The organism is Streptomyces sp. M41(2017), from assembly GCF_002078175.1.
Classification (GTDB): domain Bacteria; phylum Actinomycetota; class Actinomycetes; order Streptomycetales; family Streptomycetaceae; genus Streptomyces.
The window spans coordinates 517,525-530,579 of sequence record NZ_MWFK01000003.1 but is presented as its reverse complement, the minus strand read 5'-3'; the positions used below and the strand labels follow the sequence as shown (position 1 = coordinate 530,579).

General features: G+C 71.9%; 11 protein-coding genes. 5 read left to right on the top strand and 6 right to left on the bottom strand.

Features of this window, described 5'->3' with window-relative positions:
• Positions 1 to 241: 241 nt before the first annotated feature.
• Positions 242 to 2,134, bottom strand: a complete 1,893-nt coding sequence (locus tag B0675_RS39100) for an arabinofuranosidase catalytic domain-containing protein (RefSeq protein WP_081224523.1) — start codon at positions 2,132 to 2,134, stop codon at positions 242 to 244.
• Between the two features lie 444 nt (positions 2,135 to 2,578).
• On the opposite strand from B0675_RS39100, the gene rox reads away from it, so the two are divergent.
• Entirely contained in the window at positions 2,579 to 4,003 is a 1,425-nt protein-coding gene (gene rox, locus B0675_RS39095; RefSeq protein ID WP_081224522.1) for a rifampin monooxygenase, read from the top strand.
• 15 nt (positions 4,004 to 4,018) lie between these two features.
• Here the strand turns inward: rox and B0675_RS39090 are convergent, their stop codons facing one another.
• A complete protein-coding gene (locus tag B0675_RS39090; RefSeq protein WP_081224521.1) occupies positions 4,019 to 5,020 on the bottom strand; it encodes a zinc-binding dehydrogenase in 1,002 nt (333 codons plus the stop codon).
• A gap of 186 nt (positions 5,021 to 5,206) precedes the next feature.
• Entirely contained in the window at positions 5,207 to 6,547 is a 1,341-nt protein-coding gene (locus B0675_RS39085; RefSeq protein WP_081224520.1) for a GAF domain-containing SpoIIE family protein phosphatase, read from the bottom strand.
• Positions 6,548 to 6,865: 318 nt separating this feature from the next.
• Between B0675_RS39085 and B0675_RS39080 the strand changes: the two genes are divergently transcribed.
• The 4 genes from B0675_RS39080 (at position 6,866) to B0675_RS39065 (ending at position 11,834) form a co-directional block, all read left to right on the top strand.
• A complete protein-coding gene (locus tag B0675_RS39080; RefSeq protein WP_081224519.1) occupies positions 6,866 to 8,089 on the top strand; it encodes a serine hydrolase domain-containing protein in 1,224 nt (407 codons plus the stop codon).
• A gap of 222 nt (positions 8,090 to 8,311) precedes the next feature.
• Positions 8,312 to 8,971, top strand: coding sequence for a TetR/AcrR family transcriptional regulator (locus B0675_RS39075; protein ID WP_081224518.1), 660 nt, complete (start codon positions 8,312 to 8,314; stop codon positions 8,969 to 8,971).
• A complete protein-coding gene (locus tag B0675_RS39070; RefSeq protein WP_081224517.1) occupies positions 8,968 to 10,335 on the top strand; it encodes an MFS transporter in 1,368 nt (455 codons plus the stop codon). The genes B0675_RS39075 and B0675_RS39070 overlap by 4 nt, the downstream gene beginning before the upstream one ends.
• On the top strand, positions 10,332 to 11,834 hold the full coding sequence (locus B0675_RS39065; protein ID WP_081224516.1) for an aspartate aminotransferase family protein: 1,503 nt from the start codon (positions 10,332 to 10,334) through the stop codon (positions 11,832 to 11,834). Before B0675_RS39070 ends, B0675_RS39065 begins: the two co-directional genes overlap by 4 nt.
• Before the next feature lie 69 nt (positions 11,835 to 11,903).
• On the opposite strand, the gene B0675_RS41670 is transcribed toward B0675_RS39065, so the two are convergent.
• The 3 genes from B0675_RS41670 to B0675_RS39055 all read right to left on the bottom strand — a co-directional run bounded on the left by B0675_RS41670 (position 11,904) and on the right by B0675_RS39055 (position 12,987).
• Positions 11,904 to 12,077: a hypothetical protein gene (locus B0675_RS41670; protein ID WP_179165562.1), complete on the bottom strand. Its 174-nt coding sequence runs from the start codon at positions 12,075 to 12,077 to the stop codon at positions 11,904 to 11,906.
• Positions 12,078 to 12,102: 25 nt separating this feature from the next.
• Positions 12,103 to 12,459: a PRC-barrel domain-containing protein gene (locus B0675_RS39060; protein ID WP_081224515.1), complete on the bottom strand. Its 357-nt coding sequence runs from the start codon at positions 12,457 to 12,459 to the stop codon at positions 12,103 to 12,105.
• A gap of 270 nt (positions 12,460 to 12,729) precedes the next feature.
• Entirely contained in the window at positions 12,730 to 12,987 is a 258-nt protein-coding gene (locus B0675_RS39055; protein WP_081224514.1) for a hypothetical protein, read from the bottom strand.
• Positions 12,988 to 13,055 lie beyond the last annotated feature (68 nt).

The following is a 13,055-nucleotide window of genomic DNA, read 5'->3' as shown; positions in this document are numbered from 1 at the left end:
GTGTCACTCGCCTCCCAGGGGGCAGGGGCGAGTACGTCCGACACCCATCCGCCGGATTCCCGCAGGCGGGGCGCGCGGGGCGCTACCGGAATCCACCCGGCCGCGAGCTTCGGGACGACTGGCTGAATGCCTCCTGGACCCGAGCGGCGCAGGCCGACGGATCGGGGGCATCGTGAGGGGACACGCAGCGGTCCGGCCGGAACCGATGAGGTCCGGCCGGACCGAGGTGCACCGGCGCCGGTCAGCCCAGTGCGAACTTCTGGGCGGCGGCTCCGTTGCAGTCCCAGATCTGCAGGCGGGTGCCGTTCGCCGTCGTGCCGTTGGGCGCGTCCAGGCAGCGGCCCGACTGCGGGTTGCGCAGCGATCCGTCCGTCTGCTGCTGCCAGACCTGGCCGCCGGCCGCGTTGCAGTCCCAGAGCTCGACCTGGGTGCCGTTGGCGGTGCCGTTCCCGACGATGTCCAGGCAGCGGCCCAGCGTGTGCAGCCGGCCGTCCGAGCTGTGGAACCAGTGCTGGTCGACCGCGTACGACTGACAGCCCCACAGTTGTACGGCGGTGCCGTTGGAACCGCTGTCGTCGCCGGCCACGTCGGCGCAGGTGGCGCCCGGACCCACGACGGGCGCGCCCGCGTTGACGGTGAACCTCTGGGCGGCGGACCCGTTGCAGTCCCAGATCCGCAGCCGGGTGCCGTTGGCCGTGGCGCCGTCGGGCGAGTCCAGGCAGCGGCCCGACTGGGGGTTGAACAGCGAGCCGTCGGCGCGCTGCACCCACTTCTGGCCACCCACCCCGTTGCAGTCCCAGAGTTCGACCTGGGTGCCGTTGGCGGTGCCGTTCCCGACGATGTCCAGGCAGCGGCCGATGGTCACGAGGGATCCGTTGGCGAAGTGCGACCAGTGCTGGTCCTCGGCGTACGACTGACAGTTCCACAGGGCGACGGCGGCGCCGTTCACCCCGGTGTCGTCCGCGGCGACGTCGACGCACTGGTTGCCCGGCCCCGTGATGGTTCCCTGCGGGCCGTTCGGCACGTTGGTCTGGCCGGCGTACCCGACGGACACGATGTTCGCCTGCACGGCGTTCTCGGCGGCGTCGGTCGGATAGCCGGAGACCATGACGCCCTCGAAGAACGTGCCCATGTTCCAGTTGCTGTTGTCACCGCCCGTGCCCAGGATGATGCCGCCCTCCTGCTGCATCGGCCGGTAGCCGCCCCGTGACGGCAGGGCCCCGTCCCACCACGTCGTCAGGCCGCCCGACTGGGAGTTGCCGCCCTTCAGGGCGTACGTCGTCTGTCCGTTGTTCTTGAGGACGGCCGTCACGTATGCGCTGTTGTTGCCCTTGTTCGCGGTGTTGGAGCCGTTGTCGCCCTGGAACATGCCGTTCTCCAGGTCGGCCTCGATCCAGGGTCCGGAACCGCTGCACGGAGCGAAGTAGCAGGTGGTCGCGATGGAGACGGCGTCCATGTGACCGTTGCCGGTGTCGGCCGGGGTCGCCTCCGCGTTGCCGTAGTCGAAGCAGCACGCGGACCCGACATGGGTGCCGCTGGCCACCATGTAGGCACCCTCGGCCTGGCCGTTCACGGCGGTGCCGGACGCGGCGCCGTGCGAGCGGTAGCCGACGCCGGGGGAGATCCAGATGCCGTACACCTTGTGGCCGCCCGCCGTGACGGACAGCTCACTGGCGTCGGCGCCCCGGTCCGCGCCCATCCCGGCGGTGCCCGCCGGGCCGGGGAACAGGTCGTTGTGCCGGGACGTCTGGTCGTACACCTTCGAGATGCTGCACGTGGTGGAGGCGCAGAAGGCGTCCTGCTGACCGGCGTTGGCGTAGCCGCCCGCCGACAGCAGACCGATGTCGGCGGTGGCGCCGTCGGACGCGCGGGTGACCTGGTAGAGCGGGCCGTTGTACGCGGAGAACAGGGCCCGGGTCGTGCTGTGGGCCGCGACGCAGGGAGTGCCCGCGCCGGCGTAGATGTCGCAGGGTTGTGATCCCGCGGCCTGCGCGACGCCGGGAAGACCGACGATCACGGTGACCAGGAGACCCGTGGCGGCGGCGACGGACATCAGTGCCCGGCGCAGTCGAGACGTCGGCGCGGCCGCCGACCAGGGGAAGAGACGCGAGAGGGCAGATCTTTTTCTGCGCATATGTGCTCCCAGGTGGAGGATGGAGCTACAACTCGCCCTCGGGGCAGCCGAGTTCGGGCTGCCTGACGACTGGGTCGGAAGTTACGCGCGCTGGTCGAATGCGTCAATATTTGTTGCTTTTCTTTTTGGTCGACCTTTTCTCGGTGTCTGAACCTGTCGTTTTACGGGGGTCGTCGGCCCGTCGACCTGTGCTCGGGCATGCCGGACGGAGGGCGCGCGGAGGCCCGGCGTGGGTGGCGAGGGGGAGGGCGAGCGGGGGGCGTGGTCACCCGGGAGGGAAGGGGGAGTGCTCACCCCTTTCCACTCTCAACGTATAGCGCACGGGGGGCCTTGCGGCAAGGCCCCTCACCTGCGGCACAATCCTCGACCGACCCCGGAGCGCCCCGTTCTGCGCCCTCGGTCGAACAGCTGATTCGTTGCTATGTCGGAGGTGTGCGGGACTTGTTGACGGACGTGATCGTGGTCGGTGCCGGGCCGACCGGTCTCATGCTGGCCGCGGAGCTGCGCCTGCACGGCGTACGGGTGGTCGTGCTCGAGAAGCTGACCGCACCGACCAAGGAGTCCCGCGGACGCGGGCTGCACGCCCGCAGCGTCGAGGTGATGGCTCAGCGCGGGCTGCTGGACCGGTTCCTCGCGGTCAGCGAGAAGTTCCAGGCCGGGGGGCTCTTCGGCGGCATCGCGAAACCGTGGCCGGAGCGGCTGGACACCGCCCACCCCTACGGTCTGTCCACCCTTCAGCCGGTCACCGAGCGGCTGCTCCAGGAACGTGCCCTCGAACTCGGCGCCGAGATCCGGCGCGGCAGTGAAGTCGTCGGACTGAGCCAGGACGCGGAGTGCGTGACCGTCGAGCTGGCCGACGGCACCCGGCTGCGCTCCCGCTACCTGGCCGGGTGTGACGGCGGCCGGAGCATCGTGCGCAAGCTCCTCGGCGTCGGCTTCCCCGGCGAGCCCGCGACCGTCGAGACACTCCTGGGTGACATGGAGATGGCCGAGGACCCGGCGACGGTCGCCGCCGTCGTCGCCGAAGTCCGCAGGACCCAGCTGAGGTTCGGCACCATCCCCAACGGCGACGGCACGTTCCGTGTCGTCGTGCCCGCCGCGGGAGTGTCCGACCGCGTGACGGCCCCGACCCTGGAGGAGTTCAAGGAGCGGCTGCGCGCCGTCGCGGGCACCGACTTCGGCGTGCACTCGCCGGTCTGGCTGTCCCGGTTCGGCGACGCGACCCGGCAGGCGGAGCGCTACCGGGTCGGCCGGGTCATGCTGGCCGGAGACGCCGCGCACATCCACCCGCCGACCGGCGGACAGGGGCTCAACCTCGGCGTCCAGGACGCCTTCAACCTCGGCTGGAAGCTGGCCGCCGCCGTCGACGGCTGGGCGCCCGAAGGACTGCTCGACAGCTACCACGACGAACGGCATCCGGTGGGCGCCAAGGTGCTGGACAACACCCGCGCGCAGATCACCCTGCTCGGGACCGACGCCGGCGCCACGGCGCTGCGGGCGCTGTTCGACAGGCTGATGGACTTCGAGGAGGTCAACCGCTACGTGACCGGGATGATCACCGCCGTCGACGTCCGCTACGACTTCGGGGAGGGTCACGCGCTGCTCGGCCGGCGGATGAAGGACCTGGAACTGAAGCGCGGGCGCCTCTACTCGCTCACCCATGAGGGGCGCGGCCTGCTGCTCGACCGGACCGGCCTTCTCTCCGTGGAGGGTTGGGCGGACCGCGTCGACCACATCGTCGACGGAAGCGAGGAACTGGACGTGCCCGCTGTGCTGCTGCGGCCGGACGGCCATGTGGCGTGGGTGGGGGAGGACCAGCGGGACCTGGTCGACCACCTGCCCAAGTGGTTCGGCGCCGCGGCCCGTTGAGCGGGCACACCGCACTCAGTGCCGGACGCGGACCACGAGCTTGCCGGTGGCGCGGTCGTGCTCCATGTCGTCGTGCGCCCGGGCCACCTGCTCGAGGCCGTCGTAGACGCGGTCCACCGGGAAGGCCAGCCGGCCTCCCGCGACCGCGTCGAGGATCTCCTGGAACACCTCCCGCGGCAGGTCCCCCGCGTCACCGAAGTAGCCCGACAGCCGTACCCCCTTCGGCAGGTACTCGTTCGGGGAGAAGTCCCGCACCGTCCACTGGTTCGACAGGCTGCCGCCGAAGCAGGCCGTCCCGTGCACGCGCACCGCGCGCAGCGTGTCGGGCAGGGTCGGTGTGCCGACGAGATCGAGAGCCGCGTCGACTCCGCCGGGATACAGCGCGCGCACCGACGGCGCGACCTCGCCCGTGTCGAGGATCGGGTGGTCGATGCCGCGCTCCTTCAGCGGACCGAGGCGGTCGGCGCGCCGGGTCGTGGACAGCACGGTGGCGCCCCGCCAGCCGGCCAGCGCGGCGGCCGCCAGGCCGACGGAGGAGGTGCCGCCGCGAATCAGCACGGACTGGCCGGGCCGCAGGTCCAGTCCGACGGTCAGCGAGCCGTACGCGGTCTGCACCATCTCCGGCAGGGCGCCCAGCACCTCCCAGGGCAGATCGGTGTCGACGGGGATGACCTGGGACAGCGGCACCGACGTGTACTCGGCGTAGCCTCCGTCGTAGGTGCGCCCCATGTCGCCCATCATCGCCACGACCTTCTGGCCGGGCACCAGCCCGCAGCCGTCCGGAGCGGAGTCGACGGTGCCCACGGCCTCGATCCCCGGTACGCGCGGAAAGCTGACCCCCACACTCACGCCCAGCCGCAGCTTCAGCTCCGAGCGGTTGAGCCCGAACGCCTCGACCCGGATCCGCACCCAGCCGTCCCGCTCGGGAGGAAGCGGCAGGGTGGTGAGGCGCAGGTTGTCCACCGGCCCGGGTCCCGTGAGCCGGACGGCACGCATCGTGGTCGGCGGGTACGTCATGGGCCTGGCCTTCTTCCCGGAGGCAGGAGAGTCGGACGGGGGTGGTCAACACCCGGTGACGGCGCCTTCATTCCCGACTCGCCCCGAGATCCCACCTGTCGAGAAGTGCCCCGCCACCCTCCGCACAGCCCGCTTTCCCGGAGGCAGCAGGGCCGACGCTCAGGGGAGGCTTTCGCAGGCCGACGCTCAGTCCCGTTCGGGCACCCGCAGTACCAGCAGGGCGGTGTCGTCACTCGCCCAGTTGCCGCTGTGCTCGGCGAGCAGCGACCCGAGGCGGGTGATGATGCCCTGCGCGTCGAGGTCGTGACACTCGGCCAGGGCCGCGGCCAGTGCGTCCTCCCCGAACATCGGGCGCTCGCGAGGCGCCGCGGTGCGGCGGGCGCGGGCGTCGGTGGCGCCGTCGGTGTAGAGGAGCAGGGCGTCGCCCGGCCCCAGGCGGAACCGCACGTCGGCCAGGACGACTTGGGGCAGGACACCGAGCAGGCTGCCGTGCCGGCCGATCTCCTGCACGCGGCCGTTCGCACGGCGGATCAGGGCGGGGGGATGGCCCGCGGTGCAGAGCCGGCCGGAGAGACCGCCCGGCGTGAGGCGGAACGTGGCGTACACGGCGGTCAGGAACCGTTCGCCCTTGCGCTGCTCGATGAGCGCCGAGTTCAGGTGCTCGAAGACGGTGGCCGGCGACAGGTGCTGGCTCGCCTCGGCGCGCAGGGTGTAACGGGCGAGGGCGGTGACCTTCGCCGCCTCGACGCCCTTGCCGCACACGTCACCCATCACCGTGCACCACCAGGGCCCCTTCGCGTGGAAGAGGTCGAAGAAGTCACCGATCACGGTCGTGCCGCCCGCCGCGGGCAGATAGGACGCGGCCGCCTCCAGCCCCGGCACCTGCTGGAGGGTCGGGGGCAGCAGGCTGTCCTGCAGGCTGCGGGCGAGCGCAGTGGACTGCTCCAGCGCTGCCTCGGCGGTGGCGAGGGCGTCCTGAACGGTCGCCAGCGAGGTGCGCATGTTGATCTCGTTGCTCACCGCGCGGGCCATGGTCGCGAGTGAGCCGAGCTCCGAGGGCCGCCAGACGTGCGGACTGTCGTCGATCACGCACAGGCTGCCCAGCACGTGCCCGCCCGGCCCGAGGATGGGATAGCCCGCCCAGGCGCCGATCTTCATCGCGACGACCGCCGGGTGGTCGCGGGTCCGTGGATCCGACGCCGCGTCCTCGACGACGAACGGTTCCCCGGCCAGCCCGACGAGGAACGGGCAGAAGCTGTCCCGTACGGAACTCTGCCGCTCGTCCATGCGTTGCGCCGGCACGCCGACGCAGGACTTCCAGAACGAGCGGTGGTCGTCGACGAGCGTGATGAAGGCGCGTCCGCAGCCGGTCACCGCTCCGGCGAGCCGCGCCAGGTCCTCGAAGGCCTCCTCGGGACCGGTGTCCAGCAGGCCGGTCGCCTTCACCGCGGCGAGCCGCCTCGGATCGGACAACGCCGCCGGCAGACCGTCGGGGCGCAGCCCCGCGGCGAATTCGACATCCTGCATCCGGCGTTCCCCTGTCCCCTCACGCCCGTGTCCCACGGGCGCGACGACGGCGATCGGACCGCCGGGCGCCAAGACATTTGACGCACGGCAACAGTATCGCTCCGCGCGCGCCGTCATCGGCCCGCCGCCCGAAGAGGCAGAAGCTGTGGCCGTCCCGAAATGTGGGCCCGCCGACGGAAGACCGCGACCGGACGCCCCACCTGGCGCCGAACGAGTGGACTCGACGGTACGCGGACCGGCCGGAGCCTTTGCCCACGGGCCCGATGGTGACGCTTGCCCCCACAGCTCTCACCCCTGAACTGGAAGAGGTGCCCCGACATGCGACGTACCCCCTCCCGCCGACTCGTCGCCGCAGCAGTGCTCGCGGCGTCGGTGCTGGCCCCCATGGCGGTGGTGCCCGCCGCGGCGGCCCCCCGCACCGCGGCCGTCGACCGGCCGGACGGCGTCGACTGCCCGCAGGGCGGTCTCGGCCGGAAGACGAACGCCCGGCTGGACAAGGCCATCGCGGACGTCCGCAAGCAGGCCTCCATCCCCGGCGTCGTCGTCGGCGTGTGGATGCCGGGCAAGGGCTGCTACGTCCGCGCGACCGGCGTCGCCGACACCGCCACGCGCAAGCCGATGAGGACCGACTTCTACTCGCGGATCGGCAGCGAGACGAAGACGTTCACGGTCACCGCGCTGCTCAAGCTCGTCGACGACCACCGCCTCGGACTGGACGACCCGATCTCCAAATACGTACGGGGCGTTCCGAACGGCCGCCACATCTCCCTGCGTCAACTCGCCGAGATGCGCAGCGGCCTGTTCCCGTACACCGCCGACGCGGACTTCATCCACACCCTGCTCAGCGATCCGAGCCGTTCGTTCACCCCGCGCCAGGTGCTCGCCTACGGCTTCAGGCACAAGAACACCTTCGCGCCCGGCACGCAGTTCCAGTACTCCAACACCAACCTGATCCTGCTCGGGCTCGTGATCGAGAAGGTGGCCCGCACCAGTGCCGTCGACTTCATCGACAAGCAGGTGCTCCACCCGTCCCACCTGCACCACACGCTGCTCCCGAGCAACGCCTGGTTCCCCAAGCCGCACGCCCAGGGCTACACCAACCAGACGCTGAACGGCGAGGTGGCCAACTCCACGAACTGGAACCCCAGCTGGGGCTGGACCGCCGGTGCGATGATCTCGAACCTGCACGACCTGCGGCGCTGGGCGAAGATCGTCGCCACCGGTGAGCTGCTCAGCCCGAAGACCCAGGCGCAGCGGCTGAAGACCCTGCCGACCGGCTTTCCGGGCCTGAGCTACGGCCTCGGCATCTTCAACGCCAACGGCTGGATCGGGCACAACGGTTCCATCCCCGGCTACGAGAGCGTGACCGTCTACCTGCCCTCGCAGAAGGCCACCCTGGTCATCCTGATCAACACCGACATCACGTACCAGGGTCAGGAGCCGTCCACCCTCCTCGCCCGGGCCGTCACGGGCGTCATCACCCCGAAGTCCGTCTACGACGGTTCGGTCGCCCTCAAGCCACTGTCGCCGCAGACCCGGTGACACGGACGAGCCGAGGCCGGTCCGCCCACCCCGCGCGGTCGGCCCCGGCTCGGACCGGGCGCCGGACCGGTGAGTCCGACGCCCGACGGCCCCGGTGGGCGGGCGGCCCCTCGGTCAGCCCGCCCGCGGGGACCGTCGTCCGTACAGGCCGCCGTCGAGGTCGTCGAATCCGTCTCCATCAATCGATTGATTGAGAGGTTCCGGCCGCGTAGTCTCCCCGCCATGCCCGAGTCGCCACCCGCTTCACCGGCCGCCGCACCGGCGCCCTCCGACGCCAGCCGCGAACGCATCGTCGCCGCCGCCACCGCTCTCTTCGCCGACCACGGATACGACGGGACCAGCACCCGGCGCATCGCCGCGGAAGCCGGCCTGAACATGGCCACCGTCGCCTACCACGTCGGCGGAAAGCCGGACCTGTACCGCGAGGTCATGCTGCGCGCCCACCTCGCCGAACAACGGGTACTGGCGGACGCGCTGCAGACCTTCCGGACGCTCGCCCCCACCGATCCGGCCGCGGCCGTCACCGGACTCGTCGACCGGTACCTGGACTTCTGCCTCGACCAGCCGCACATCCCCGCCCTCTGGATGCGCCGCTGGCTCGCGGACGCCGCCGAGTTCGCCGACCTGGAGGCGTCCTACGCGCGCCCCCTCATCGACTCCGTCCGCGACACGGTCGGCGAGGCCCTGGCCGCACTGCCGGACCGGTCCGCCGCACCCGCCGACGTCGAGATGACGGTATGGACCGTGCTCTGGAGCACGCACGGCTTCTGCCGCTCCGCCGTCCGTGCCGAGGTCCCGCGCTTCCGTGCCCACCTGCGCGCTCTCGTCCTGCGCGATCTGGGCCTCGGCACGCCGGCACCGAACGACCCGGGGCACGGATGACGGCCGTCGCGCTCCCGACGGCCGCCGCCGGCGAACTCACCCGCCGACGGCTCCTCGTCTACGGCCTCGGCTCCGTCGGCACCGGCCTGTTCGCCACCGTCCCCGGCCTGTTGCTGCTCTACTTCATGACCGACGCACTCGCCGTCCCCGCCGGAGTCGCCGGCCTGGTCGTCGCGCTGCCCAAGGCGTGGGACGCCGTCTTCAACCCCCTCGTCGGCGCGGCCAGCGACCGGGAAGCCGTCCGCACCGGCAGACGGACCCGGCTCCTCGTCGCCGGCGCGCTCGCCCTTCCCGCGGCCTTCGCCGCGATGTTCCTGTCGCCGACGACCGGCGGCGGCGCGGCGATCTGGGTGGCCGTCACCTTCGTCCTGGCCGCCAGCGCCTTCGCCCTCTTCCAGGTGCCCTACGTCGCCCTGCCCACCGAGATGTCCGCCGTCCCGGCGGCCCGCACCCGGATCATGGTGTGGCGGATCGTCTTCCTGACCCTGGGGATCCTGATAGCCGGCGGCGCGGCTCCCCTCCTGGTCGGCCTCGCAGGCGGCGGCCGGACCGGGTACGCGGTGATGGCGCTGACCGTGGGCCTCGTCATCGCGGCCGTCCTGCTCGTCCCCGCCCTCGGTACCCGCTGGGTGCGCTCACACCCCGGACCCGAACCCCTCGGCCTGGTCGCGGCGTTCCGCACCGCGCGGGGAAACCGCGCCTTCTTCGCACTCCTGGCCTCGTTCGTCCTCCAGGCCGCCGCCGTCGCCATCATGCTGGCCGCCGCACCGTACGTCGCCACCTACCGGCTCGGCGGCTACGGCCTCACCTCGGTGCTCTTCGTCTGCCTGGTCGCGCCGAGCGCCGTCGCGGTCCCCCTGTGGGCGAAGGCCGCCGGACGCTGGGGCCGACTGCGCTGCCTCACCGTCGCCACCTGCGGCTACGCCCTCGGCGCGGCGGCCCTGCTGCCCGCCGCAGGCAGCGGAAGCGGCACCGCTGCGGTCACCACGACGCTCGCCCTCTGCGCGCTGCTCGGCATCTGCTACGCGGCTCTCCAGGTCCTTCCCCTCGCCCTGCTGCCCGACACCGTGCACGCCGACAGCGCCCGGACGGGCCAGGTGCAGTCCGGCGCGTTCACCGGACTCTGGACGGCCGGAGAGACCTTCGGCCTGGCCGCCGGACCCGGCGCCTACTCGATCGCCCTCGCCGCCACCGGCTTCGTGTCCTCCACCCTGGACCACCCGGTCGCCCAGGCCGCCACCGCGCGGACCGGCATCCTCCTCGGCTTCAGCGTGGTGCCCGCCCTCCTCATGCTGCTCTCCCTGCCTGCCCTGCGCGCCTACGGCCGCCGTCGCGCCCCGCAAGAAACGGAAACCACCCGATGACGACTCCTCAGCAGGCCTCCGCCACCCCGCGGTCCGCCCACCCCGGCCTGCCCGAGACGGGCCGACCCGGCGCCGAGCTCCTCGCCGAACTCGCCGTCCTCACCGCGGCGGACCTGCCCACCCGCGGAGGCCACACCACCGCGTACGTCTACGACAGCGGGCGCCCCGAGGTCCGCGACACCGCCGAACAGGCCTACGTGGCGATGATGGAGGTCAACGGCCTCGACCCGACGGCGTTCCCGAGCATCGTCGCCCTGGAACGCCAGGTGGTCGGCGCGACGGCCTGCCGTCTCGGCGGCGACGACACCACCCCGGGCATCTTCACCAGCGGCGGCACCGAGTCGATCATGCTGGCCGTCAAGGCCGCACGCGACGCCCGCCCCGACATCCTCGCCCCCGAGATCGTTGTCCCCGTCACCGCCCACGCCGCCTTCCACAAGGCCGGCAGCTATCTGCGCGTCACCGTACGCAGCGCACCGGTCGACCCGTCGACCTATCGCGCCGACCCCGCCGCGACCGCCGCCCTGTGCAACGAGAACACCGTCCTCGTCGTCGCCTCCGCGCCGTCCTACGCCCACGGAGTCGTCGACCCCGTCGCCGAGATCGCCGCCGACGCCGCCGCCCGCGGCATCCCCTGCCACGTCGACGCCTGCGTCGGCGGCTGGCTGCTGCCCTGGCTCGCGGAGGCCGGTGCGGCGATACCCGCCTTCGACCTGTCCGTCCCGGGCGTCACCTCGCTCTCGTGCGACCTGCACAAGTTCGGCTACGCGCCCAAGGGGGCCTCGGTCCTGCTGTTCCGCGACGAGGCGATGCGCCTCGGCGCCTACTACGCCTGCGCCACCTGGCCCGGCTACACGGTCGTCAACTCCACCATCCAGAGCAGCAAGGGGGCCGGACCGCTCGCCGGAGCCTGGGCCACGCTGCAGTCGCTCGGCGCCGACGGATACCGCGAACTCGGCCGCGCCGCCCTCTCCGCGACCCGCCGGCTGATCGCCGGAGTCGAGGCCATCGACGGCCTCACCGTCCTCGGCACTCCGGACGCCACCCTCGTCGCGATCGGCACCGACCCGGCCGCCGGGGCTCCGCTCGACCTGTTCGCCCTCGCCGACGAGACCCGTGCCCGGGGCTACTTCCTCCAGCCCCAGCTCAGTCTCGACGGCCTCCCCGCCAACCTGCACCTGACGCTGACCGGCGTCAGCGAGGACGGTGTCGACGGCCTCCTCGCCGTCCTGCGCGCCTGCGTCGACGTCGTCCGTCCCCTCGGCCCCCCGATGCCTCCCGCCGACATCGTCGACCTGCTCCGGCAGGTGGACCTGACCGAACTGGACAACGCCTCCTTCGCCGCGCTCCTGCCCGCCGCGGGTGTCGACCTCAGCGGCGAGGGCGCGTCCCGCATGGCGCCGGTCAACCGGCTCCTGGACGCCCTCCCGCCGGCCACCCGCGAAGTGATCGTCACCCGCTTCCTGTCCGCGCTGTACAGCCCGTACCTGGGAGGCTGAACGCAACTCGGGCCGCGCCGACACGAGTCGGTCGCGGCCCGGACGGAGACGCGGGGGCGAGGTGGCCGGTCAGCGGGCGATGCGCTGCCTGCGGCCGCCGCGGCGGAAGCGCATCGCGCCGTAGGCGAGCGCGCCGAGCAGCACGACGCATCCGATGACCAGCAGATAGAACAGGCCGTGGACGGCCACGCCGATGATGCCCAGGACGACGGCTACGAGAATCAGGAAGAGGAACAGGCTCATCGGGTCTCCAGGCGGCTTCGGCGGTTCAACGGCGGGCGAGGCGACGCTCGCCCTTCGCGCCCGGTGTGTACTCGAGCTCGTAGTGCGCGAAGACTCCCGGCTCGTCCTCGGCAGGCAGTACGCCGTCCGTGTCGATCGACGGAGCCTTCTTGACCAGGTTCTTGTCGTGAACGACCTTCAGATACCCGGGGCCGACGGTTGCGCCGTCGAGCGGGACGAACACCAGACGGCGCCGTGTGGGCATGCCCACCGTCACCGTGGCGAAGGACGGATCATCGGTCGCCGTGTCCACGTAGACCGACTCCAGCATGCCGATCTTGTGGCCACCGGAATCCACCACGTCGTGGCCACGCCATTCGCGGATGTCACCTGCCTCGAACATCTTGAACCTCCACAGTCGGAGTACCCCCGATCGTAGGCCTGATGCCCTTGCGTCGCCTCTGTAGTCCTGCCCGTGGGCAGGGGCTGACGTGCTGGGACGTCCGGCGGCGCCATGTCCTCGGTCGGTACGGCCGGGGACGGGTCGCCGGGCGCAGTCGCGTGCGGTTTCGCGGTGCGCCGGGCCATGCGTCGAGCGGTACGGGAACGGTCTGCCGGGCGGGGTTCGTCGGGCGGCCGCGTGCCCGGTCGGTCGGGGCCGCCACCGGGTCGCTCAGGAAGCGACCACGGCGGCCATTCCGTAGTCCAGCTCCGAACCGTCGACCAGGACGCCCTCCACGACCCGTGTACGGGGGTCGATGTCGGCGACGAAGCCCTGCCCCGCGTAACGGGGGTAGCCCGTCTCGCCCATCTCGCCGGTCGCCTCGACGACCGCGGAGCGCACCGCGGCCTCTTCGGGGGCCGTACCGCCCCCGTCCGCCAGGTGCTCGGGGACCAGCAGGATCGTGAAGCTCCGCGGTTCGGTAGTCATGTGACGGTATTTAAGTCGTTTCCGCACCGGTCGTGGGAGAGGCGCACGGGGCAGGTACCGGCCCGGAG